This is a genomic window from Roseinatronobacter sp. NSM (assembly GCF_052379845.1).
GTDB lineage: Bacteria > Pseudomonadota > Alphaproteobacteria > Rhodobacterales > Rhodobacteraceae > Roseinatronobacter.
The window spans coordinates 48,042-69,467 of sequence record NZ_JBQTCF010000003.1; the positions used below are offsets into that span (position 1 = coordinate 48,042).

The following is a 21,426-nucleotide window of genomic DNA, read 5'->3' on the forward strand; positions in this document are numbered from 1 at the left end:
CCTTCAGGTTGAAGATGGCTGCACAGGGGCAAAAATTGCCATGGGTTCGGCCATGTGGGTGCGTGGTTTGCGAACACGCGCCGCCATGGCGCGCACCAGACCGTAGGCCTCGTAAAACTCCGCGAGTTCGGCGTCGTCATAGGTCAGGCCTTGCTGGGCGATAAGCGCGTGGAAATCCTTTCGGGATAGGTCGGTCTGTGTCATTCGATGCCTCTTTCTTGGAAGGAATGCTGCGGGCAGGGCGAAAGCCTGCCTTGGGAAGTATGCAGTATTGTATCCAATTTGCGCCAAGCGAATCTTGAATGCGGGAACAGATTGCAGTTTTGGCGAGGGCATATGCCTTGAATCTGTCACCTAGACCAATTTTTCATCAAATTTCTGTCAGGCTTTACCACCGGTGTATTGGTTTTCTGCAAAAAAATAAGGCGAGATGCTAAATTTGAATACAAATTGGTTTAGAAAGTTGGATTGGATTTGGTGGGGGTTGAGTTGATTGCTTAAGGTATATGAACTTAATACACTGAAAAGCATGTATTAAATCTATTTAAACTTGAACTGCCCCAAGTGATTCCATCGACATAAGGTCATTTACACATGCTATTTTGTATCCAAAATATGATAAATACATTACACCGTGTCCCATATTGGTGCGGTCTTAACAGGGAAAGGGAAGTCGCATGTCCGAAATCGTTGCAACACAAGCACTTGTTACGCAAACCATCAAGTTCTGGTCCGGGATTGAGGTCCCCAATGCCGCTGCCATGCACATGGCCGGGCAGTTTCTGGCGGCGCGCGATGATCTTGCACCCCTGCGCGGCAAGGCCCGGTTCGAGGATGAACCCGCAAGCTTTCTGGCCGCCCTTCAGTCCACCAAGGAGTGCATGGAATGACCAAGCTGGAAACAAGGTTCGAAAGCCTGACATCGCTAAGTGTCGTGGAGCAGGCGGACGCTGTTGCGCGCGGGGACACCACTGCAGTGGCCCTGACCGAAGCCGCGCTTGCCGCCTTTGAACTGCAAAATCCGTCCATCAATGCCGTAATCTGGTTGCAGCAAGATGCCGCGCTGGAAGCCGCAAGCGCGCTGGACGCAATGCAACGCGCAGGCCGCCCGCTGGGGCCGCTGCATGGTGTGCCGCTGGCCCATAAGGATATGTATTATCAGGCTGGAAAACCCTGCACTTGCGGGTCTGAAATCCGCAAGAATTTTGTGCCGGACTACACTGCAACGGTGATTGAACGCTTGCACGCGGCCGGTTCGCTGACATTGGGTGGCTTGAACATGGCCGAATTTGCCCAGAACCCCACGGGGCACAATGCGCATTTTGGCGATTGCTGCAATCCGTGGGATCTGGCCTATTGCACAGGGGGGTCATCGTCCGGGTCAGGGGCGGCTGTGGCCGCGCGCTGTGTAGGGGCCTCGCTGGGGTCCGATACGGGCGGGTCCATCCGGTTGCCTGCAGCGCTTTGCGGTGTGACGGGCATCAAGGGCACGCAAACCCGCGTGTCGCGCTATGGCGTCATGCCCTTGTCCTTCTCGGCGGATAATGTCGGCCCGCTGGCGCGGTCGGCGCGCGATTGTGCGCGTATCATGTCGGTCATTGCAGGGCATGACCCGAAAGACCCGACATCCGCACCAAACCCCGTCCCCGATTACGAGGGCGCGTTGACAGGCGATATTCGGGGCCTGCGTGTGGGTGTGCCGACAAATTACTTCTTCGATGAGATTGATGAGGAAGTGAATGCCGCCTTCGTGCAGGCAATGACTGTTCTGGCGGACCGAGGGGCAGTTCTGGTTCCCGTGACATTGCCGCATATGGCCGATATCAGCGCGTATGGTGGCATTGTTTCGCGCTGCGAAGGGGCCGCCATTCATGGGCAATGGATGCGCGACGCCCCCGAAAGCTATTCTGTGCACCTAAGTGCAAGACTGTATGGCGGCAATGCCATTCCTGCCGTCATGTATCTTGAAGCGCTGAACCGCAGGGGGGCTATCTTGCAGTCCTTTGCACATGATGTGTTCGGGGCGTGTGATGTGTTTGTTGCCCCTGCGCTGCGCACCAAGGTTCCCACCCGCTATGAAACCGATATAGACAGCGGGCGCGATGGCACAATCGAAGCGTTCATGAATGTGTCAATCAACACACGGCCCGCGAACTATCTTGGGCTGCCGTCGGCGTCGGTTCCTTGCGGGTTTGACAGCAATGGTCTGCCCATCGGGTTGCTGGTGCATGGCCGGCCATTTGCCGAAGGGCGCGTGCTGAAAGTCGCAGATGCCTATCAGCGTGACACAGACTGGCATTTGCAACGCCCCCCGATTGCGGCCTGACCTCATGCCCGCGCCCCAATGGATCGGGGGCGCGGGGTTTCAGGGGTTACCCCTGTTCAAGCAGCGACTTGGCAATCATGCAATGCACACCCTTGTTGCCATTGACGGTCTGGGTGATGCGCAGATCGGCGGCAAGCGAGCATAGCGTATATGCATCTTCAGGCGACAACCCGGCCTTTTCGCCCAACACGACAATCATGTCGCGCAAGGCCCGGATGACACATTGATCCAGATCGGGGTCCATGCCCATTGTGATGATATGCGTTGGCGTTTCCGCACGCGGGTATGCAAGCCCCGCCTTCTTATGCAAAACGAAGGTGAAATCACCTTCAAGCGCAGTTTCTATGGCGGTCACGCACACTTCGCCGTCCCCTTGCGCGCCATGCCCGTCACCACACGAAAACATCGCGCCCGGCACAAAGACCGGCAGAAAAAGTGCTGTTCCCGCAACCAGTTCCTTGTTGTCCAGATTGCCGCCATGCGCGCGCGGCTGAATTGATGAAATGCGTCCCCATGCCGGGGGCGGGGCCACGCCCATTACGCCAAAAAACGGCGCAAGCGGCAGGTCCAGCCCCCATGGCAGGCGGCCCGTGTTTTTCTGTGCGTCCAGCGCAATGGTGATGTGGCGGGTTTCGTGGAAATCATCTGTCAGGGTTCCGACAAGGGGGCGGATGACATTATAGCCCCAATCGGTGCGCAGCGCGACCTTGTCGATGCGTATTTCCAGCATATCGCCGGGCATGGCCCCGTCAATGGCGATGGGGCCGGTCAGGATATGGCCGGGCAACGGGCGTTCGGAGCGTTTGTGAATATCCAGCAATTCGGGCGGAACATGGAAGCCCTCGGGGGGCAAAACCTCGGGGGCACCGCTGACAGTGCGAATGGTGGCCGTGTCCCCCGATTGCACGACCAGCGCAGGCGCAAGCCCGGCATCAAAATAGCCCCAGTGGCAGGTTTCCGGCGAAGCATTCAGGGTATGATGTGGCATGTTATGTCCTTTGGGGCGCGTCACTGTGAGGGGGGTATAGCGGGATTGGGTTTCCCGCGGGCACTGTTTCTGTGCATTGTGTAAACTGTAGCGCCGACAACCAGCGCCGCGCCTGCAAATGTGGTGCTGTCGGGCAATTCCGCGAAGATAAAAAAGCCTATCGCCGTCGCAATCAGCAGGCGCACGAATTCCAGCGGTGCCAGCGCGGACGCCTGCCCTGTCTGATGGGCGCGCGTGATAAGATACTGGCCACCTGTTCCGGTAATACCCACAAGCGCAATCAGCGCCCATTGCCGCATGTCAGGTTGCACCCACCACAGCAGCGTCGGCACCGCCAGCGCCAAAATCAGGCAAACCGCTTGATAAAAAAGGATTGTTTCTGTCCGTTCGGATTTTGCCAGAACGCGCACTGTTATGGTAATGCCCGCCCCGAACAGCGCGCCTATAAGGGTCAGCAAGTAGTAATACCCGATCCCGTCGCCACTGGGGCGCAGCATGATCAGCACCCCCACAAACCCAATGGCCGTTGCAATCCAGCGCCGCGTGCCCACCTTTTCATGCAAGACAATCACTGCGCCAATTGTCACAAACAAGACCTTGGCGAACCCCAGCGCCGTGACATCGGCCAGCGGAATGTGCAAAAGCGCCGTGAAACCGCACAGCATTGCGCCCAGTGAAAACACGCCACGCACCAGTTGCAGGCCCGGATAGCGCGTGCGCAGCGCTGCGGGAAACCCCCGTATGAACAGCGGCAACAGCAGGATTGTAACGATGATCTGCCGGATGAACAGCACCTGCACCAGTGGCAAATCGGTTCCAATCGCCTTGATCCCGGCCATCATGGCCCCGAAAAGGAAGAATGACGCGATCATAAGGATGGAACCGCGCAGGTTGTCAGGGGCGCCCCCCCACCACAGCATCAGCCGAACCCGGCGCAACAGGGGCGGTGCCGTTTGTGACGCTTTGGCCGCCTGAACCAATGTGGGGGCGTGCCGGTCCCCGGCTGGCCCCGACGCAGAAGCAGGAGTGGGAGGAGGAGTTGGCTTGTTCATTCTTTCGCCTGATAATGGATGTGGGCGGGGCAATTTGTCCGGCCATGCCGGGTGCGCCCCGTCCCCGTTTGTGCGGGAAACGGAACGCGAAGGCGGCGCGCTTGCGCTGCTATGCGGCCTTGGCCATGGTGATGTGCGGACGATGCGCCAGCAGGCCCGCAGCCGTTTCATAGGCTTTGCCGATCCGCAGAACTGTGGGGTCTGCGAATGGTTTGCCCACAATCTGCATGGACAGCGGCAGTCCCTGCGCAGAGAACCCTGTCGGGATGGACATAGCAGGGTTGCCGGTCACATTGAACGGCATTGTCTGAATGGCCCAGGCGGGCGGGGTTTCCGGGTCGATCTGGTCAAACCGCCCCGCCGGGGACAAGGTGGATGCCGCGATGATGGCGTCATACTTGCCTAAGATGGTGTTATTGACGCTGATGGACAACTGACGGCGCACCCGCAATGCCTGCATCAGGTCCGATGCCGACAACAAGCCGCCCACCGCCATACGCGCATGGGTGAAGCGCCCGTAATCCAGTGGGCGGGTTTTCATGTCGGCCTCGTGAATGGCATAGGCTTCCGATAGCAGGATGACGCGGCCAGCGGCATTGAACAATTCGTAATCGGGCAGGGTGACAATATCGACTGTCGCGCCCAGGTCCCCCAGCTTCACGATTGCGGCGTCCAGCGCTGCAACAACTTCGTCACTTACCCCTTCTGCATCCTCGAAGAAATGGCGGGGGAAGGCAAATTTCATCCCCTCGATGCCGTCATTGATGCCGCCCAGAAAATCAAGGGCGCCGGGATCGGCAGAAGCCGGGTCCAGCCGGTCATAGCCAGCAATAACCTGCATTGTGGCGGCCGTATCGTCCACGCTGCGCGACAGCGGGCCTGCATGGTCAAGCGTGAATGACAGTGGAAACACCCCCCGCCGCGACACAAGGCCATAGGTCGGCTTCAGCCCCACCGTGCCACAATATGCCGCCGGGCCACGGATGGAACCGCCCGTGTCCGACCCCATCGCCATGCGCACGAAACCCGCCGCCACTGCGGCCCCCGACCCTGATGATGACCCGCCAGGAATATGGTCGGGGTTCCACGGGTTGCGCGCGGGCGGGAAGGGCAGGTCAAAAGATGGCCCGCCGAATGCGAATTCATGGGTTGCCGTCTTGCCAATCAAAACGCCCCCGCCACTGCGCAATTTTTCCGCCACCACGCAGTCGGACGTCGGCACATGATCCTGCAGCAATTTGGAATGGCAGGTCGTCCGAATTCCGGCAGTGTTGAAGATGTCCTTCAGGGCGTAGGGAATGCCCTGCATCGGCCCTTTGTCGATGCCGTTTGCGAAATCGGTATCTGCCGCTTCCGCATCTTCAAGCGCCCTGTCAGTGGTAAGGGTGATAAAGCTGTTCAGCTTGTCATCCAATGCGCCAATCCGCGCCAATGCATCCTTGGCAAGGTCTTTTGCGCTGATGGTTCCAGCCCGCAAAAGCGCCCCTGCGTCTAATATGGACAGGTCATTGAGGGGAATTGTTGGTGCGTTCGGGGTGATTTTTCCTTGTTCAGACATGTCATGCAATCCTTGTGATTGGGGCAAAACCATAGGTGTTCGCGGGTTCGTCTGCCGCGGTCAGGTTGGCGGTGCGAAGCCGGGCGCACATGGCTTCAAGTTCCAGAAAGCCGCTTACAATTGCGGGTTTGCGATCTTCTGGCAGGGGCAGGCCGTTCCGCGCGGCAATCGCTTCGACCAGCAGTTCGGGATCGGTTTTTTGCGACATGGTCAATGGTCCTTTCGGGGTGGGGGTGGGGTAAATCACGGTTCAAATGTGCTGGCGCATGGCAGCGATGCGCTGGAATCAATCTGTAGCTATCATCGTATGCTATAATGTTAGGTATCGCAATATTGCATACAATAATGCAACCGCAGCATAATTTTTTTGACAGATATGTGCATCCTGCTTGTGGGGGTGTCGTTCGAATCGGGTGGTCGGAAATCCTGCGTGGTGCTGCGGCTTGGCTGAGAATTGCCCCTTATACATTGATTTTAATGTGATAAATGCAGTCATTTTCTACAATTGTGCTGTTTGGGCTGGGTTTTTCCGTTCTGGAGGGGTCGGTAATGGTGTGCTGGAAATTAAAGCCGAAAGATGAATTATTCGGCATTGCGGCATTATTGTATCCAAAACGGTATATCGCAAGATCAAGTTTGTTGACCGGCCAGCGCGGGCGCGTGCACAAATTTTCCATGAGGCCGCGATGTGATCCGGCTCTCAAGGTCACAAGCGCGATCAGGGTATCCGCGTCTGCAGGCTGCGTATGTCAAGGCAAGACCCATCAACCAAAGATGAAAGGCTGACAAACATGACACTCCGAAAGTTTAGGAAAGAAATTGCCGCAGGTGTTGCTGCGCTGTCATTGGGGGCGATACCCGGTGCGGGGTATGCAGAAACAGTGTTGCGCGTGGCCATGACGGCGGGTGACATTCCCCTGACCATTGGCCAGCCCGATCAAGGGTTCGAGGGCTACAGGTTCGTCGGCTACAAGCTGTATGACTCGCTTCTGTTGTGGGACCTGTCGCAAGGGGACACGGAATCCGATGTCATTCCGGGCTTGGCCACTGATTGGTATATCGACCCTGACGACAATAAACGCTGGGTTTTTGAACTAAGGCAGGGCGTCAGCTTCCATGACGGCTGCCCCTTCAATGCTGATAATGTCGTGTGGAATTATGAACGCCTGACATTGGAAGATCACCCCGCGTTCAACCCGCAGCAATATGCAGCCATCCGCACAAGAACGGTGGACATCGCTAGCATTGACAAAATCGACGATTATACCGTCGCCATCAACATGAAGCGCACCGACAGCCTTTTCCCATTGCAGACCAGTTTCATATTCATGATCTCGCAATGCGCGTTTGAGGCGGCAGGCAGCGATTATGCCGCCTATGCAATGGCCCCTTCAGGAACCGGCCCCTACAAGTTTGACCAGATGGTGCCGCGTGAGCGCTTGGAACTGGTTGCAAATACTGACTATTGGGATGCGGACCGCATACCGCGTCATGACCGGCTTTTGCTGCTGCCAATGCCAGAAGCCACCACCCGCGCGGCGGCCCTGATGGCTGGGCAGGTTGATCTGGTCGAAGCGCCATCGCCGGACACAATTCCCATGCTTCAGGGCGCGGGCATGACGATTACAACAGCCCCCTATCCGCATAACTGGGGCTATCAGCTGAATTTTGTGGATGGTCCCTTCGCGGATATCCGGGTCAGGCAGGCGGCTAACTATGCGATCAACCGCGACGAAATGGTGGCCATGCTGAACGGCTATGCGCTGCCGGGGTATGGCGCGTATCCACCGGATTCGCCTTATTTTGGGGACCCGCTGAAATACGAATTCGACCCCGAAAAGGCCCGCGCCCTGTTGGAGGAAGCCGGCTGCCTGCCTTGTGACGTGACTTTCGCGGTGTCGACATCCGGTTCGGGGCAGATGCAGCCCTTGCCAATGAATGAACTTGTCTCCTCGCAGTTGAACGCCGCCGGATTTCGCGTGACCCTGGAAGTTATGGACTGGAACAAGCTGATTGATGTGGCGCTGAGCGGGCGTCCAACCTATCCCGAATATGACGCCATCAATGTCAGCCGGGCACTGCAAGACCCCTTCTCTGGTTTGTTCCGCTTTATGCTGGAAAGCCAGCATGGACCGGCAGGCGGCAATTTCGGCCATTATTCCAGCCCCGAAGCCGAAGCGCTGATTACCAAGATCTATGAAACTTTCGATCAGACAGAACGCGACGCCCTGATCACCCAGGCGCATGAGCTGTTTGTGTCCGATGCGATCATGATTTTCGTGACCCATGACACCAATCCGCGTGCGCTGTCACCAACGCTGAGCGGTTTTGTGCAGGCGCAAAGCTGGTTTCAGGACATGACACCCATCAGTTTTGGTCAAACCAATTAAGCACTGCGCCGGGGTCCTGCGGCCCCGGCACCTGTTCCCCTGCGGCGGCACACGACCGTTTGCCCCGCATCGCATGGCGATCAAGCTGCACCAGATCATCGCCACCCGTCCGTGCCCGGCCCTGACGATCATCACTGTAAGGAAACGTCATGATTTCATACATCATTCACCGCATTCTGTATGCTATTCCCATTTCGATTGGCGTGACGGTGTTCTGTTTCGCGCTTGTCTATATGGCCCCCGGCGACCCGCTGACCCGTTTGTTGCCCGATGACGCCAGCCCCGAAGTTGTCGAGATGATGAAGCGGGCATACGGGCTGGATAAGCCTATTCCGGTTCAATACCTGATCTGGCTGGGAAATGCGCTGTCAGGGGATCTTGGGACCTCGATCCAGACAGACCGGCCCGTTCTGAACGAGGTCAGCAAAGCGCTTGTCAACACAATCATCCTGTCTGCGGTGTCGGTGGTGGTGGCTTTTTCTGTGGCTTTCGTTCTGGGAACAGTGGCCGCGTATTATAATGGTCATGCAGTTGACCGGCTTGCCACAGGGTTTTCGGTGCTTGGGGTCAGTATTCCCAACTACTGGTTCGGGATTGTGCTGATCATCATTTTTTCCGTGCAGCTGCGCTGGCTTCCTGCCACGGGCATGGGGCCAGCGGGGTCTGGCGGGTTTTCATTGTTCAGTCTGGACAGCTTGCGCCATCTGGTGCTGCCGGTCATTACCATGGCGCTTATTCCGCTGGGAATTATCATGCGCACCACCCGTTCCGCCGTGTCCGAGGTGCTGGGTCAGGATTTTGTCCAGACATTGCGCGCCAAGGGCCTGAATGAATGGGCCGTGCTGAACCACGCGGTGCGAAATGCCCTGCCCGGTGTGCTGGCCGTCATGGGGCTGCAATTTGGCTATCTTATGGGCGGATCAATCCTGGTTGAGACGATCTTCACATGGCCCGGCACCGGTTCCTTGCTGAATCAGGCCATTCTGAACCGCGATATTCCAGTGCTGCAAGGGACCATACTTGTTCTGGCGCTGATCTTCGTTGCGACCAACCTTGTTGTTGATCTGCTGCAAACCGCAGTTGACCCGCGCATCAAACGCACCTGAGAGGGAGTTTTCACATGACGGACACGAACATATCGCTTGGGACCGCAGATGCCGTGATTTCCGAACCGCAACAGGACCGGGTGCGCACCTATTGGCAACTGGTCCGGCTGCGCCTGCGCCATGACAAGGTAACGCTGTTTTTTGGCGCGATCATTCTGACCATCGTTTTACTGGCCGTTCTTGCCCCGGTCCTGCCACTGCGCGACCCGCTGGAAACCGGCATGATCAACCGGCTGAAACCTGTGGGCTATCAGGGGTTCATTCTGGGAACCGATGAATTGGGCCGTGATATGCTGTCGCGAATTATCTGGGGCGGGCGCAGTTCCTTGCTGATGGGGTTGTTGCCTGTAGCCCTTGCGCTGCTGATCGGGGGCGGGCTGGGGGTGATTGCCGGGTTCATGGGCGGCACCGTGAACATGATGATCATGCGCGTGATGGATGTGTTCTATGCCTTCCCGTCAATCCTGTTGGCAGTGGCCATTTCCGGTGCCATGGGCGGCGGCATGATGAATGGCCTGATTTCGCTGACCGTTGTGTTCATCCCCCCCTTATGTCGCGTGGCCGAAACCGCAACGACGCAAGTGCGCGGGCTGGATTTTGTGGAAGCCGCACGCGCGTCTGGTGCGGGGCCTGCGTCCATTATCGGAACCCATATTCTGGGCAATGTTCTGGCGCCGGTGTTTGTTTATGCATCTGGCATGGTGTCGGTGTCCATCCTCGTGGCTTCGGGGCTGTCATTCCTTGGGCTGGGGGTGGCCCCACCGACGCCGGATTGGGGGCTGATGCTGTCGACCTTGCGGCAGGCCATCTATGTAAACCCGGTTGTTTGCGCCATTCCGGGCATCGCCATTCTTATCACCTCGTTGTCGTTCAACATGGTCAGCGACGGTTTGCGTCAGGCAATGGACGTCAAGATGTGACCGGCCCGGCCCGCGCAGACCAGTTCCCCGTCACGCAGTGCAAGGAGTTGCAACAGTGAACAAGACAGACATCCCCCCCCTGACAGGACAACCCGCCCCGCCCGTAATTGACGTAGTGTCCAACAAGGACCCGCGCGACAAAGGCGGCCCCGCCCAACCGCTTTTTCTGGTGAAGGATCTTGTCAAGAATTTTCCGGTGCGCGGCGGTCTGCTGAACCGGACCACAGCGCAGGTGCAAGCGGTAAGCAACGTAAGCTTTCAGGTCCTGAAAGGCGAAACGCTTGGCGTTGTTGGTGAAAGTGGTTGCGGAAAATCGACGCTTGCGCGTTTGCTGATGCATCTTCTTGACCGCACATCGGGAGAGTTGATTTTCGACGGCGAGGCCGTGGGCGTCAATGGCGGAATGCCCATGCGCAAATTCCGCGAAGCAGCGCAAATGGTGTTTCAGGACAGCTATTCGTCACTGAACCCCCGCTTGCCCGTCGAAGATTCCGTCAGCTATGGCCCGAAAGTGCATGGCATGAATGGCAAGGCCGCGCGGGAATTGTCGCGCGACATTCTGCGCAAGGTCGGGCTGCGCCCCGAGATTTTTGGGCCGCGCTACCCGCATGAACTGTCCGGCGGTCAGAAGCAGCGCGTCAACATCGCCCGCGCGCTTGCCCTCTCGCCGCGTCTGGTCATTCTGGATGAAGCGGTGTCCGCGCTGGACAAGTCGGTAGAAGCGCAGGTTCTGAACCTGCTGCGGTTCCTGAAGCGGCATTTCAACCTGACATATGTCTTCATCAGCCATGACCTGAATGTGGTGCAGTATATTTCTGACCGGGTTCTGGTCATGTATCTGGGCGAGGTGGTCGAACTTGGCCCCGTGGATGAAATATACAACCGGCCGCGCCATCCCTATACGCGCGCGCTGCTGCGCTCGCGGCTGTCGATGGACCCTGACGACAGGATGGATGACGCCCCGATCGCGGGGGACCCGCCAAACCCCATCAACCCGCCATCGGGATGTCGGTTCAGAACCCGCTGCCCCTATGCCGAACCCATCTGCGCCAGCACCCCGCCCGCCATTTCAAAATGGACCGGCCCGGAAAGTCACACTGTCGCGTGTCACATGTATAACCCCGTCGAAGGCCACAGCCTGAGCAGCAGGCCGCCTGCACCAGACGCGGCACCCGGCACGGTCCTCAAGACCCATCCAACCCGCGTTCACGCCTGAAAAGAAGGAGGCACGACCATGCCAAACGACCAGGTCGCCACGTCAAGCGCCCCCGATACAGCCGTTCCCATTGTCGATGTGCAGGGGATGTCCGTCAAGTTCGTCTCCAGAGAAGCGACGGTTTATGCCGTCAATGGCGTGGATTTCCGCCTGATGCCCGGCGAAGTGCTGTGTGTGATCGGGGAATCCGGTTCCGGGAAATCGGTGTCCATGCGCGCGCTGATGCGCCTGTTGCCCGACAAGGCACAGATCGCGGGCAAGGTGCAGGTGTCGGGCCGCGATGTGCTGTCCATGACGCAATCTGAACTGACCGCGATGCGCGGGCGCGATGTCTCGATGATTTTTCAGGAACCCATGACCGCGCTTGACCCGGTTTATACGATCGGGGACCAGATATCTGAAACCATCCTGCGCCATGAACCTGTCGGGCGCGACGTGGCCATGAAACGGGCATTGGATTTGCTGGAATTCGTGCGTGTGCCGTCCGCGGCGCGGCGTCTGAAATCCTATCCGTTCGAATTGTCCGGCGGGCTGCGACAACGCGCGATGATTGCGATGGCCTTGTCGTGCAGCCCCAAGCTGCTGCTGGCGGATGAGCCGACGACCGCGCTGGATGCCACAGTACAGATTCAGGTGCTGATCTTGCTGCGCAAACTGCAAAAGGAAATGGGAATGGGCATGATCTTTGTCACCCATGACCTGTCTGTGGCCGCGCAGGTCGCGGACAAGGTTGCGGTCATGTATGCGGGCCAGATTGTCGAGATGGGGCATGTCCGCGATGTGTTGCGCAACCCCCAACACCCCTACACACAGGGAATGCTGGCCTCAACCGTGCATGGGCAGGACCGCAACAAGGACATTCCCGCCATTCCCGGCAGCCCGCCCGATATGCGCTTGCGCGTGGCCGGCTGCAGTTTCGCGCCGCGCTGTCCGCATGTGTCCGAAAGCTGTCATACATCCGAACCGCCACAGGTGGTTCTGGGAACGGACCGCTACGCCCGATGCATTTTGCCCGACCCGTCGCGCGGGCCGAATATTTTGCCACAAAAGGTCAGCGCCTGACCATGAAAGGGTTTCGACATGCATAAAACACATATTCCCCAACACATCATAGACCGCGTGATTGACCGGCGCGGCAGCGCCCATCCCTTCAGCGATCTGGACCCGGCGCGCACGGCATTGGTTGTCATCGACCTGCAAAACGGGTTCATGGTGCCCGGTGTGGCCCATGCCCTTTGCGAAACCGCCGTGCAGATTGTGCCAAATGTCAACCGTCTGGCGCGGGCCGTCAGGGCAGCGGGTGGCAAGGTGTTCTGGGTGCAGAACACCCATGACGACAGCTGCCTTACCGAATGGTCCGTTCTTCATGACTATACAGTGCGTGAAAAGCAGTTGCACCGGGTCAGGTCCATGTCCGAAGGCAGCGAAGGGCACGCACTTTATCCAACGCTTGATGTGCAACCCGGCGATGAAACCGTGCAGAAAACAAGGTTTTCTGCATTCATCAGCGGGTCATCCGATCTGCCGCAGCGGTTGAAAGCGGCCGATTGCGACACAGTGCTGATTGTGGGGACAGTCACCAATGTGTGTTGCGACAGTTCCGCGCGCGACGCCATGATGCTGAATTTCAAGACAATCATGGTCAGCGATGCGAATGCGGCCCTGACCGATGACGAACATAACGCGGCCCTGACGGCGTTTTACGCAACATTCGGCGACGTGATGGACACCGATCACCTGATCGCCTGCCTGTCACGCAATACCCAGCCGGACCAGCGCAAGGCCAGCTGACTTGCCCGCCCGAATGCCCGGAACGGCTGTGGTGGCCCGCAGCTGAAAACAGAAAGGTATAAGACAGATGACTTCCAACATATCCGACAGCCCCGCGCGGCAACCGGCTTTGCGCGCAGAATTGGCGCGCGTGCAGGGTGTTTTTGTGTCCGCCGCCGATGAAGAGCGTATCGCGCGCATCACAGATGGTATTTCGGCCGCGCTGCTGAAAAGCCCGTTGCCAAGCCTGTTTGACACCGAACCGGCGCATTTTGACCGCGCGCTGATATCGGGCGCTGCGGCGGGCGCCACCAGAACGCGGGGCGCATCATCATGAAAGACCACGCAAAACTGGGGTCAGATCCCGCGGATTGGTCCATTGTGGACACGGTGGATGCGGTCTGCGCGGGCCATGCATCCGCGCAGGAGGTGACGCAGGCGGTTCTGGACCGGATCGCGCGGCGTCAGCCGGTGCTGAACTGCTTTATCCGCATTGATGCCGAACGCGCCTTGGAAACTGCGGCGGGTCTGGATTGCGCGCGGGCCACGGGGGCGGTGCCGGGGCCGCTGCACGGGGCCGTGCTTGCCCATAAGGACATGTATTACCGCGCCGGGTTGGTCAGCACCTGCGGCTCGGAAATCCGGCGCGATTTTGTTGCGCAGACCACAGCGACGGTATTGCAAAAGCTGGACATTGCGGGCGCGGTGGATGTGGGAACGCTGAACATGTCCGAATTCGCATCGGGACCGACCGGGCATAACCTGCACTATGGGGATTGTCATAACCCGTGGAACCCTGACCATATCACGGGCGGGTCTTCAACCGGGTCGGGGTCGGCGGTTGGCGGCAGGCTTGTCGCGGGATCGCTGGGGTCTGATACTGGCGGTTCGGTGCGGTTGCCTGCAGGAATTTGCGGGGCATATGGCATAAAGCCGACACAGGGCCGTGTGTCGCGCCACGGCGTCATGGGCCTTTCGTTTTCGCTTGATAATGTTGGCCCTATTGCACGCACTGCGCGCGATTGCGCACGTTTGCTGTCGGTCATTTCCGGGCCGGACCCGTTGGATACAACAGCCCTGCCGGTTCCTGTGGATGATTACGAAGCTGATCTTGATGCCGGGGTCGCAGGGCTGCGTATCGCGGTGCCGAAGACCTATTATTTTGACGATATGTCGCCCGAAATCTCGAATTTTCTGGACAGCGCACTGGCGGTTTTCACATCGCTGGGGGCCAAAATCGTGCATGTTGATCTGCCACATCACGACATTATCGGCGCCTTGGGAAATGCTGTCGGCAGTTCGGAGCAATGCACGCTGCATGATTTCTGGCACCAGACCTGTCCTGAAAAATACGCGCCACTTATCCGCGCGCGTATGCAGGCGGGGTTTGGGGTCACCGCAGTGGAGTATCTGAAAGCCTTGCACCTGCGCAGCAGCATTGCGCGCGCAGTGTCGGACGCGGCATTTGGCGATGCGGATGTGATGTTCCTGCCTGTCTTGCGGTTTCCCGTTCCAACATTGGCGGAAACCAATGTTGGTGACGGCGCGGGGCTGCACGAAATCCTTGGCAGCATCAACCACTGCACACGCCCGATCAACTACCTTGGGTTCCCGGCGCTAACGGTGCCTTGTGGCTTTAGCGCATCTGGCCTGCCTGTCGCGTTCCAACTGGCCGGCCCCGCATTTTCCGAGCGGCTTTTGTTCCGCTTTGCCGGTGCGTTTGAAGCGGCACATGGCCTGCCCGACCGCGTTCCTGATCTGCCCTGACCCCAATTTCCCCTTAACCGGCTAATCTAAAAGGAAAATCTGACATGAAACCCAAGGTCGCCGTCATCGGGACGGGGGGAACCATTGCCTCTATTGGCACCGGCCCGTTTGATATTGTGGATTATGGTGCCAATCAAAAGATGCTTCAGATCGAGGGCATTCTGGAATTGTTCCCGCAGGTGCATGACTGCGCTGATGTTATTGCAGTGCCCTACAAGGCAATCCCAAGCCCTGATGTGGGGTTTGCGGATTGGAAGGCGCTTGTTCTGAAGATGGATGAACTTGCGGCCACGCACCCCGATCTTGCGGGGTTTGTGATCACGCACGGCACTGCATCGATGGAAGAAACGGCCTATATGCTGTCGCTGGTGGCCAAAACCCCCTTGCCAATTGTCGTCACCGGCGCGCAAAGACCGGCGTCGGCCTTATCCACCGATGCAGGCATGAATCTGGCCAACGCCATTCGCACCGCGGCCAGCCCCGAGGCCCGCGGCAAGGGGGTGTTGCTGCTGCTGAATGATGAAATCCATGCCGCGCGGGACGTGGCCAAAACATCGACATTCCGCATGCAAACCTTTCGTTCCCCCGATTTCGGTGTGCTTGGCCATGCTGACGGGGACCGGGTGGTGTTTTACCGCAACCCGGTGCGTTGCACATATCCGGATACGGAATTTGACATTCGCAGCCTTGATGAATTGCCGCGTGTGGACATTGTGTATTCCTATGCAGGCTGTGACGGAACCGCGTCGCGCGCTTTCATTGCGGCAGGGGCGCAGGGCATCATCTCGGCAGGGTTTGCGCCCGGCTTTCCCGGAACTGCCGAACACGAGGTGCTGACACAGGCGGTAAAAGAAAAGGGTGTCGTGGTCATGCAATCAACCCGCGCAGGCAGTGGCCGGGTGTTTCGCGGCAAGCGGATGTGCGACAGCGGAGTCCTGTCTGCCGATAACCTGACGCCCCCCAAAGCGCGTATTCTTCTGGCGCTTGCGCTGACCATCACCAAGGACCCGTCGCAGATAGAGCGGATTTTCCTGAAATATTGAAAGAATCTGTCCAATGGCCGTGCGTGAAGGTATTTTCCCGACCCAAGAAAACCGCGATCCCCGCAAGGGACTGCTGTTGATGCTGGTGGGGATAGGGCTGTTTTCAATCCTGAACGGGGTTGTAAAGGCCCAGATGGAAGTGTTTCCGCCCAATCAGGTTATCTTGTTTCGCAATGCGTTTGCGCTGGTCCCGCTGTGGTTCATGCTTTTGCCGCTGGGCGGGCTTGCTGCGCTGCGCAGCGCGCGGATCAAGGAACATGTGGTGTTGTCTGTGCTGTTTACCGGGACGCTGCTGTGCATTTTCTTTGCCTATTCCATCATGCCGTTGGTTGATGTGACGGCAATTTCCTTCACGCAGCCGCTGCTTGTCAGCGTGTTTGCCTTCGCGCTTGGGTTGGAAAAAACGACGCGCCTGCAATGGCTTGCGGTTGGTATCGGGTTGGGGGGCGTGCTGGTTATGGTCCAGCCTACGGGCGGCGGTCCGGTGATTGGGGGGCTGATCGCCTTGGTCGGCAGTGCGATGGGGGCTGCGTCCATGCTGATACAGCGGCGCCTGTCGACAAGTGACAGCACGCAATCCATCGCATTCTATACGCTGGGTATTTCTGCGCTGCTTATGGTGCCGTTGATGTTCTATTCCTATGTCACGCCAACCCCGTGGCAATTGGCGGGGCTTATTGGTATGGGGGTGGCGTCCGGGCTTTGCCAATATGTGATTGTTCGCGCCTTCTACCACGCAACTGCGTCTGAAATAGCCCCGATGACCTATACAAAAATAATCTGGGCGGTCATCATCGGGTATCTGTGGTTTTCAGAGGTTCCGACATTGCCAGTCATGCTTGGGTCGATTGCGGTGATGGGGGCCACCTATCTGGCATTCCGCAGTGCTGCAGCGGCACGGATGACAATATGATCCCTGTCCTTCGCCAGAAAGACCGCGCACGGGTGCTGCAGGCTAACCCAGGATTGCCGCAGTGGCGCTTATGGGGGAAATTTGCGGCCACGCTGGCCTTGGCAGTTGCGGGGGCCGTTCTGTTTGACTGGCTGTCGCTGCCCTTGCCGTGGATGCTGGGGTCAATGACATTCGTTACGCTGGGGGCGGTGTTGCGCTTGCGGCTGTTTGCCCCTGCAGGAATACGCCCCCCCATGACCGCTGTGATTGGGGTGTTGCTGGGGGCGTCATTCTCGCCTTCGGTGCTGGACAATTTGCTTGTCTGGATGCCCACGCTTGTTGGATTAACGGTGTTTTCGGCGCTGTCGGGGCTGTGCTGCGCGATCTACCTGCACAAAGTGGCCGGGTTCGACCGGGTGACGGCGTTTTTCGGGGGCATGCCGGGCGGGCTGGTGGAAATGATTGAACTGGGCGCGGAACGTGGCGCGGATGAACGCGCCGTGGCATTGATGCATTCGGCGCGTATATTGCTGGTTGTGTTTTCCCTGCCCTTTATCCTGCAATGGACCGAAGGCGTCCCAATCAATGGCTATGACGAAGGCAGCGCGGGCATATTGGATGCACCGCTGTCAACCTTCGCGTTGTTGCTGCTTTGCGCGGTGGTCGGCACGCGCATGGGCCGCGTGTTGCGCCTGCCTGCAAAAGACCTGATGGGGCCGATGCTGGTTTCGGCCGTTTTGCATGTCAGTGGTCTGACTGACTTTTCGCCACCTGATGAAATTGTGAAATTCGCGCAGCTTATAATTGGCACGGTCCTTGGCGTTCGGTTCGTGGGGGTTGCCCCGCGCCTGATCGGGCGGATGATGGCCATTGCCATGGGGATGACGGTCATTCTTATTGCGCTTGTCTTTGCAACGGCAGCGGTGGTGGCAACGCTTGCGGATATACCGCTTGCCACGCTGGTTCTGGCCTATGCGCCCGGCGGCCTTGCCGAGATGAGCCTTGTTGCGCTGGCGCTGAACGCGGATGTTGCTTTTGTGGCCACACATCACCTTGCGCGTATCTTGCTGGTCATGCTGGGGGCCGCGCCCATTTATGCGCTTCTGGCGCGCCTGACCCTGCCGCGCGGACATCCTCAGACGGATCAGGATCGCACCGCTTCACCCGCTCAACGGTCCGTTGATGAATGAACACTTGGTTCAATTGTGTCCATTCGGGGTGGATGAACCAAAAATGTATGCTAAAGAAGTCGCGGGATGGAGGCAGAAGATAGGGCAGGATTACATGGCCACACGCGGTCTGGAAGTGACGCGTTCAATTCGGGAAGGTATTGCCAGCGGTGATTACAGCCCCGGCAGCCGCATGAACGAAAGTGAACTGGCCGCGCGGTTGGGGGTGTCCCGAACCCCTGTGCGCGGCGCGCTTTCTGTGCTGGCTGTAGAAGGGTTGTTGGAATACACCCCCAATAGCGGCTACCGGGTGCGCAGCTTCGGGTCCGGCGATATCCAGAATGTCTACGCTGTGCGCGCCAATCTCGAAGGACTGGTGGCGCGTCAGGCGGCTATGAACGGCCTGTCCGATCATGCCCGCGGCACGGCACATCGCATCATCGATGAAACCGCGGCGCTTGTCAGTATGCAATCCTGGAGCGACGCGGTGCGCGCCTCTTGGGAAAAGCTGAACCATGAATTTCACGAAGTGTTGCGGGATGCGGCGCAGAATGAATATCTGGTGCAGATGATCCGGCGCACGGATGAAATACCGTTTTTCGGCCTGATCCGGTTTCAATGGTATGATGCGCAATACATGCGCGGCGCGCATGAAGAACATATTGAAATTCTGGATGCCATCATCAACCGGCAGGCGGGCCGCGCCGAAGCGCTTGAAACCGAGCATGTCTACCGCTCTGGTCGCCGCTTGGCGCGCCAGTGGCAAATGATTGAGGAACGCAAGAAACCCCAATCCGGTGCAACCGCCATAGGTATGTGACCTGTCTGCCCCAAGGTCGCGGGTTTCCAGACCCGCAGAAACAACAGCTTGCGCGCGCGCGGGGCGCAGGACAGCGGACTGCATGCGCGCGATGTGTTGCCGTCCTGCCAGTGGCCAGGGGGGGCTACGCCAAGACCAGCGCAGCATGTCGCTGCGCCGAAACACCCCGTCACACCAGCCGGATACCCAGCATGGAGCCATGGATCACCCTGTCAATCGCCGCTGCCGCGTTTCAGACGCTGCGCTTCATGCTGCAAAAACACCTGAGCATGGGGGCGCTTAGCGCGGGCGGGGCAACGCTTGCGCGGTTTTTCTATTCCGCGCCATTTATCGTTGTGCTTGCGTTTGGGTATCTGAATGGCAGCGGGGCAGGGGTGCCGGGGCATGCGCCGATGTTCTGGATATATGCTGTCATCGGGGGGCTTGCGCAGATACTGGCGACATGGTGCGTGGTGGCGCTGTTTGCGGCGCGTAATTTCGCGGTCGGGATTACCTTCAAGAAGACCGAAGTGGTGCAAACGGCGATTGTGGGGTTTGTCATTCTGGGGGACCGTATAACCCTGCTTGGAACAGGGGCCATCGTGCTGGGGTTTGTGGGGGTGCTGCTGCTGTCAGACACGCCCGGTCTGGGCGGGGCTTGGTGGCGGCGGCTTGGCAGTCGGGCAACATTGCTGGGGCTGGCGTCCGGGGCGTTCTTTGCTATTTCGGCCATCGGGTATCGCGGGGCGACACTGGAAATCGCCAGCGCTGATCCGGTGTTGCGCGCGGCGCTGGCGTTGTGCGTGGTCACCTTGTTGCAGGCGGTGGGCCTGTCTTTCTGGCTTATGTGGCGCGAACCCGGTCAGGTCGGGCGGGTTATTGCGGCACGGCGCACAGCGGTCTGGATGGGCCTGACCGGCATGGCCGGTAGCCTGTGCTGGTTCACGGCCTTCACATTGCAAAACGCAGCCCTTGTGTTCGCCGTTGGTCAGGTCGAGGTGATCTTTTCCTTGTTCGCCGCAGTGTTGTTCTTCGGCGAAAGGATCACACTGCGCGAAGGCATGGGGATCGCGCTGATAACCCTGTCTGTGGTCGCGGTCGTGGCGTTCCGTTGACGGGGCGCGGCCGTGTTTTGTGGTTTAACACCACAAGCACCAGGCCTGTGGGGGCGTCACATGTTGAGAGTATGTCGCGCAAAAGTGGGACCTGATTTTGCACAAAAAGACATGCGATACCATAAGGTTAAAGTGGGTCGCGTGACTGCGAATGACCGCGACACGCGCTAGGCCGCTTTGGTTGGCTGGCGCAGGTCAGTCAGCACTTGTGCGGCAATTTCGAATGATCGCACGCGCGCTGCGTGGTCGTGTATCATTCCGGTCACCATCAATTCATCGGGCAAGAAGGTGGTTATGATGCTGCGCAGTTGTTTTTGCACGTCATGGGCGGTGCCTGTGGCGGAACACGACAAGGCATGTGTGACTTGCGCCATGACCGGCGCGGGAATTTCCGTGTCCAGATCATGCGTCGGGCGGGGCAATTTTCCGGGTGCTCCGGTCCGAAGGCGCGCGAAGGCAAGCACCTGAGAGCTGCGCAGAAACCTTGCCTCGGCCAGTGTGTCGGCGGCGCAGACATTGGCGGTCATCATAACATAGGGGCGTTTCAACTGCGCTGACGGCTGAAAGCTGCTGCGATAGACCGACAGCGCCTGTTCCAGCATCGCGGGCGCAAAATGCGACGCAAAGGCATAGGGCAGTCCCAGATAAGCGGCCAGTTGCGCCCCATACAGGCTGGACCCCAGCACCCAGACAGGAACATGCGTGCCCGTTCCGGGGATGGCGCGCACGGCGTCGGATTCGGACCTGTCGCTGAAATAATGGATAAGTTCCTGCACATCTTCGGGGAAGCTGTCTTGCGCGGCCAAATGGCGGCGCAAGGCCCGCGCGGTGGCCATATCGGTGCCGGGCGCGCGCCCCAGCCCCAGATCAATCCGCCCCGGATGCAGCGTGGCAAGTGTGCCAAACTGTTCGGCAATAACAAGCGGCGCGTGGTTGGGCAGCATGATCCCGCCAGCGCCTACGCGTATGGTGTGTGTGGCCGCCGCGACATGGCCAATCACCACAGCCGTTGCAGCACTGGCAATGCCGGGCATGTTATGATGTTCGGCCAGCCAGTAGCGATGATACCCGAAGGCTTCGGCAGCGCGCGCCAGATCGGCCGTCGCGCCAAGGGCGTCTGCGGTGGTTTTCCCTTCCGGGATGGGGGACAGGTCAAGAAGTGAATAATGTTGCATCGCAGCCTCCGTTGCAGGGCAGGTAAGCATCCTGCAGCGGCGCGCCAAGGGCATAGGTGCAAATCCCGCGCGATGATTTGCCCCGCCATGGTCCCATGGGGCACCCCATCACGCCCGGGCCGATACGCTGATCGTCCCGC

At 58.8% G+C, this 21,426-nt stretch carries 22 protein-coding genes; 15 read left to right on the top strand and 7 right to left on the bottom strand.

Annotated features, from left to right (window positions below; genetic code table 11):
- Window positions 1-3: 3 nt before the first annotated feature.
- Window positions 4-204 carry a hypothetical protein gene (locus ACTZWY_RS02430; RefSeq protein ID WP_444789085.1) on the bottom strand — a complete coding sequence of 67 codons (201 nt, stop codon included), beginning with the start codon at window positions 202-204 and terminating at the stop codon, window positions 4-6.
- Between the two features lie 473 nt (window positions 205-677).
- Here ACTZWY_RS02430 and ACTZWY_RS02435 point away from each other — a divergent pair, with 473 nt between their 5' ends.
- Window positions 678-890, top strand: a complete 213-nt coding sequence (locus ACTZWY_RS02435) for a hypothetical protein (protein ID WP_444789086.1) — start codon at window positions 678-680, stop codon at window positions 888-890.
- Window positions 887-2,326, top strand: a complete 1,440-nt coding sequence (locus ACTZWY_RS02440) for an amidase (RefSeq protein ID WP_444789087.1) — start codon at window positions 887-889, stop codon at window positions 2,324-2,326. The genes ACTZWY_RS02435 and ACTZWY_RS02440 overlap by 4 nt, the downstream gene beginning before the upstream one ends.
- Before the next feature lie 46 nt (window positions 2,327-2,372).
- Here the strand turns inward: ACTZWY_RS02440 and ACTZWY_RS02445 are convergent, their stop codons facing one another.
- The 4 genes from ACTZWY_RS02445 to ACTZWY_RS02460 form a co-directional block, all read right to left on the bottom strand.
- Complete coding sequence (locus tag ACTZWY_RS02445; RefSeq protein WP_444789088.1) at window positions 2,373-3,314, bottom strand: acetamidase/formamidase family protein; 942 nt, start codon at window positions 3,312-3,314, stop codon at window positions 2,373-2,375.
- 20 nt (window positions 3,315-3,334) lie between these two features.
- Window positions 3,335-4,234 carry a DMT family transporter gene (locus ACTZWY_RS02450; RefSeq protein WP_444789089.1) on the bottom strand — a complete coding sequence of 300 codons (900 nt, stop codon included), beginning with the start codon at window positions 4,232-4,234 and terminating at the stop codon, window positions 3,335-3,337.
- 241 nt (window positions 4,235-4,475) lie between these two features.
- Window positions 4,476-5,924 carry an amidase gene (locus ACTZWY_RS02455; RefSeq protein WP_444789090.1) on the bottom strand — a complete coding sequence of 483 codons (1,449 nt, stop codon included), beginning with the start codon at window positions 5,922-5,924 and terminating at the stop codon, window positions 4,476-4,478.
- Between the two features lies 1 nt (window position 5,925).
- On the bottom strand, window positions 5,926-6,132 hold the full coding sequence (locus ACTZWY_RS02460; RefSeq protein WP_444789091.1) for a hypothetical protein: 207 nt from the start codon (window positions 6,130-6,132) through the stop codon (window positions 5,926-5,928).
- Window positions 6,133-6,715: 583 nt separating this feature from the next.
- Between ACTZWY_RS02460 and ACTZWY_RS02465 the strand changes: the two genes are divergently transcribed.
- Window positions 6,716-8,314: an ABC transporter substrate-binding protein gene (locus tag ACTZWY_RS02465; RefSeq protein ID WP_444789092.1), complete on the top strand. Its 1,599-nt coding sequence runs from the start codon at window positions 6,716-6,718 to the stop codon at window positions 8,312-8,314.
- Here ACTZWY_RS02465 and ACTZWY_RS02470 read toward each other — a convergent pair.
- Complete coding sequence (locus tag ACTZWY_RS02470; protein ID WP_444789093.1) at window positions 8,292-8,465, bottom strand: hypothetical protein; 174 nt, start codon at window positions 8,463-8,465, stop codon at window positions 8,292-8,294. The genes ACTZWY_RS02465 and ACTZWY_RS02470 overlap by 23 nt on opposite strands.
- Here ACTZWY_RS02470 and ACTZWY_RS02475 point away from each other — a divergent pair.
- From ACTZWY_RS02475 to ACTZWY_RS02530, 12 genes are all read left to right on the top strand, one after another.
- Window positions 8,464-9,420 carry an ABC transporter permease gene (locus tag ACTZWY_RS02475; protein WP_444789094.1) on the top strand — a complete coding sequence of 319 codons (957 nt, stop codon included), beginning with the start codon at window positions 8,464-8,466 and terminating at the stop codon, window positions 9,418-9,420. The genes ACTZWY_RS02470 and ACTZWY_RS02475 overlap by 2 nt on opposite strands.
- A 14-nt stretch (window positions 9,421-9,434) precedes the next feature.
- Window positions 9,435-10,340 carry an ABC transporter permease gene (locus ACTZWY_RS02480; RefSeq protein ID WP_444789095.1) on the top strand — a complete coding sequence of 302 codons (906 nt, stop codon included), beginning with the start codon at window positions 9,435-9,437 and terminating at the stop codon, window positions 10,338-10,340.
- 55 nt (window positions 10,341-10,395) lie between these two features.
- A complete protein-coding gene (locus tag ACTZWY_RS02485) occupies window positions 10,396-11,556 on the top strand; it encodes an ABC transporter ATP-binding protein (protein WP_444789096.1) in 1,161 nt (386 codons plus the stop codon).
- 18 nt (window positions 11,557-11,574) lie between these two features.
- Window positions 11,575-12,618 carry an ABC transporter ATP-binding protein gene (locus tag ACTZWY_RS02490; RefSeq protein WP_444789097.1) on the top strand — a complete coding sequence of 348 codons (1,044 nt, stop codon included), beginning with the start codon at window positions 11,575-11,577 and terminating at the stop codon, window positions 12,616-12,618.
- Between the two features lie 18 nt (window positions 12,619-12,636).
- Window positions 12,637-13,347, top strand: coding sequence for an isochorismatase family protein (locus ACTZWY_RS02495; protein WP_444789098.1), 711 nt, complete (start codon window positions 12,637-12,639; stop codon window positions 13,345-13,347).
- 67 nt (window positions 13,348-13,414) lie between these two features.
- A complete protein-coding gene (locus ACTZWY_RS02500; protein ID WP_444789099.1) occupies window positions 13,415-13,663 on the top strand; it encodes a hypothetical protein in 249 nt (82 codons plus the stop codon).
- Window positions 13,660-15,093: an amidase gene (locus ACTZWY_RS02505; RefSeq protein ID WP_444789100.1), complete on the top strand. Its 1,434-nt coding sequence runs from the start codon at window positions 13,660-13,662 to the stop codon at window positions 15,091-15,093. Before ACTZWY_RS02500 ends, ACTZWY_RS02505 begins: the two co-directional genes overlap by 4 nt.
- Before the next feature lie 44 nt (window positions 15,094-15,137).
- Window positions 15,138-16,136, top strand: coding sequence for an asparaginase (locus ACTZWY_RS02510; protein WP_444789101.1), 999 nt, complete (start codon window positions 15,138-15,140; stop codon window positions 16,134-16,136).
- Between the two features lie 13 nt (window positions 16,137-16,149).
- Window positions 16,150-17,049: a DMT family transporter gene (locus tag ACTZWY_RS02515; protein ID WP_444789102.1), complete on the top strand. Its 900-nt coding sequence runs from the start codon at window positions 16,150-16,152 to the stop codon at window positions 17,047-17,049.
- A complete protein-coding gene (locus tag ACTZWY_RS02520; protein WP_444789103.1) occupies window positions 17,046-18,218 on the top strand; it encodes an AbrB family transcriptional regulator in 1,173 nt (390 codons plus the stop codon). The genes ACTZWY_RS02515 and ACTZWY_RS02520 overlap by 4 nt, the downstream gene beginning before the upstream one ends.
- A 94-nt stretch (window positions 18,219-18,312) precedes the next feature.
- Window positions 18,313-19,017 carry a GntR family transcriptional regulator gene (locus ACTZWY_RS02525; RefSeq protein ID WP_444789104.1) on the top strand — a complete coding sequence of 235 codons (705 nt, stop codon included), beginning with the start codon at window positions 18,313-18,315 and terminating at the stop codon, window positions 19,015-19,017.
- Between the two features lie 191 nt (window positions 19,018-19,208).
- Window positions 19,209-20,111, top strand: coding sequence for an EamA family transporter (locus ACTZWY_RS02530; protein WP_444789105.1), 903 nt, complete (start codon window positions 19,209-19,211; stop codon window positions 20,109-20,111).
- Between the two features lie 167 nt (window positions 20,112-20,278).
- On the opposite strand, the gene ACTZWY_RS02535 is transcribed toward ACTZWY_RS02530, so the two are convergent.
- Window positions 20,279-21,286 (bottom strand): LLM class flavin-dependent oxidoreductase, encoded by a 1,008-nt coding sequence (locus tag ACTZWY_RS02535; protein ID WP_444789106.1) that lies wholly within the window; start codon window positions 21,284-21,286, stop codon window positions 20,279-20,281.
- Window positions 21,287-21,426: the final 140 nt, after the last annotated feature.

Bases quoted from the DNA above. Each gene is read 5' to 3' on its own strand.
- ACTZWY_RS02430 (WP_444789085.1), bottom strand. From the start codon at position 204: ATGACACAGACCGACCTATCCCGAAAGGATTTCCACGCGCTTATCGCC.
- ACTZWY_RS02435 (WP_444789086.1), top strand. From the start codon at position 678: ATGTCCGAAATCGTTGCAACACAAGCACTTGTTACGCAAACCATCAAG.
- ACTZWY_RS02440 (WP_444789087.1), top strand. From the start codon at position 887: ATGACCAAGCTGGAAACAAGGTTCGAAAGCCTGACATCGCTAAGTGTC.
- ACTZWY_RS02445 (WP_444789088.1), bottom strand. From the start codon at position 3,314: ATGCCACATCATACCCTGAATGCTTCGCCGGAAACCTGCCACTGGGGC.
- ACTZWY_RS02450 (WP_444789089.1), bottom strand. From the start codon at position 4,234: ATGCTGTGGTGGGGGGGCGCCCCTGACAACCTGCGCGGTTCCATCCTT.
- ACTZWY_RS02455 (WP_444789090.1), bottom strand. From the start codon at position 5,924: ATGTCTGAACAAGGAAAAATCACCCCGAACGCACCAACAATTCCCCTC.
- ACTZWY_RS02460 (WP_444789091.1), bottom strand. From the start codon at position 6,132: ATGTCGCAAAAAACCGATCCCGAACTGCTGGTCGAAGCGATTGCCGCG.
- ACTZWY_RS02465 (WP_444789092.1), top strand. From the start codon at position 6,716: ATGACACTCCGAAAGTTTAGGAAAGAAATTGCCGCAGGTGTTGCTGCG.
- ACTZWY_RS02475 (WP_444789094.1), top strand. From the start codon at position 8,464: ATGATTTCATACATCATTCACCGCATTCTGTATGCTATTCCCATTTCG.
- ACTZWY_RS02470 (WP_444789093.1), bottom strand. From the start codon at position 8,465: ATGACGTTTCCTTACAGTGATGATCGTCAGGGCCGGGCACGGACGGGT.
- ACTZWY_RS02480 (WP_444789095.1), top strand. From the start codon at position 9,435: ATGACGGACACGAACATATCGCTTGGGACCGCAGATGCCGTGATTTCC.
- ACTZWY_RS02490 (WP_444789097.1), top strand. From the start codon at position 11,575: ATGCCAAACGACCAGGTCGCCACGTCAAGCGCCCCCGATACAGCCGTT.
- ACTZWY_RS02495 (WP_444789098.1), top strand. From the start codon at position 12,637: ATGCATAAAACACATATTCCCCAACACATCATAGACCGCGTGATTGAC.
- ACTZWY_RS02500 (WP_444789099.1), top strand. From the start codon at position 13,415: ATGACTTCCAACATATCCGACAGCCCCGCGCGGCAACCGGCTTTGCGC.
- ACTZWY_RS02505 (WP_444789100.1), top strand. From the start codon at position 13,660: ATGAAAGACCACGCAAAACTGGGGTCAGATCCCGCGGATTGGTCCATT.
- ACTZWY_RS02510 (WP_444789101.1), top strand. From the start codon at position 15,138: ATGAAACCCAAGGTCGCCGTCATCGGGACGGGGGGAACCATTGCCTCT.
- ACTZWY_RS02515 (WP_444789102.1), top strand. From the start codon at position 16,150: ATGGCCGTGCGTGAAGGTATTTTCCCGACCCAAGAAAACCGCGATCCC.
- ACTZWY_RS02520 (WP_444789103.1), top strand. From the start codon at position 17,046: ATGATCCCTGTCCTTCGCCAGAAAGACCGCGCACGGGTGCTGCAGGCT.
- ACTZWY_RS02525 (WP_444789104.1), top strand. From the start codon at position 18,313: ATGGCCACACGCGGTCTGGAAGTGACGCGTTCAATTCGGGAAGGTATT.
- ACTZWY_RS02530 (WP_444789105.1), top strand. From the start codon at position 19,209: ATGGAGCCATGGATCACCCTGTCAATCGCCGCTGCCGCGTTTCAGACG.
- ACTZWY_RS02535 (WP_444789106.1), bottom strand. From the start codon at position 21,286: ATGCAACATTATTCACTTCTTGACCTGTCCCCCATCCCGGAAGGGAAA.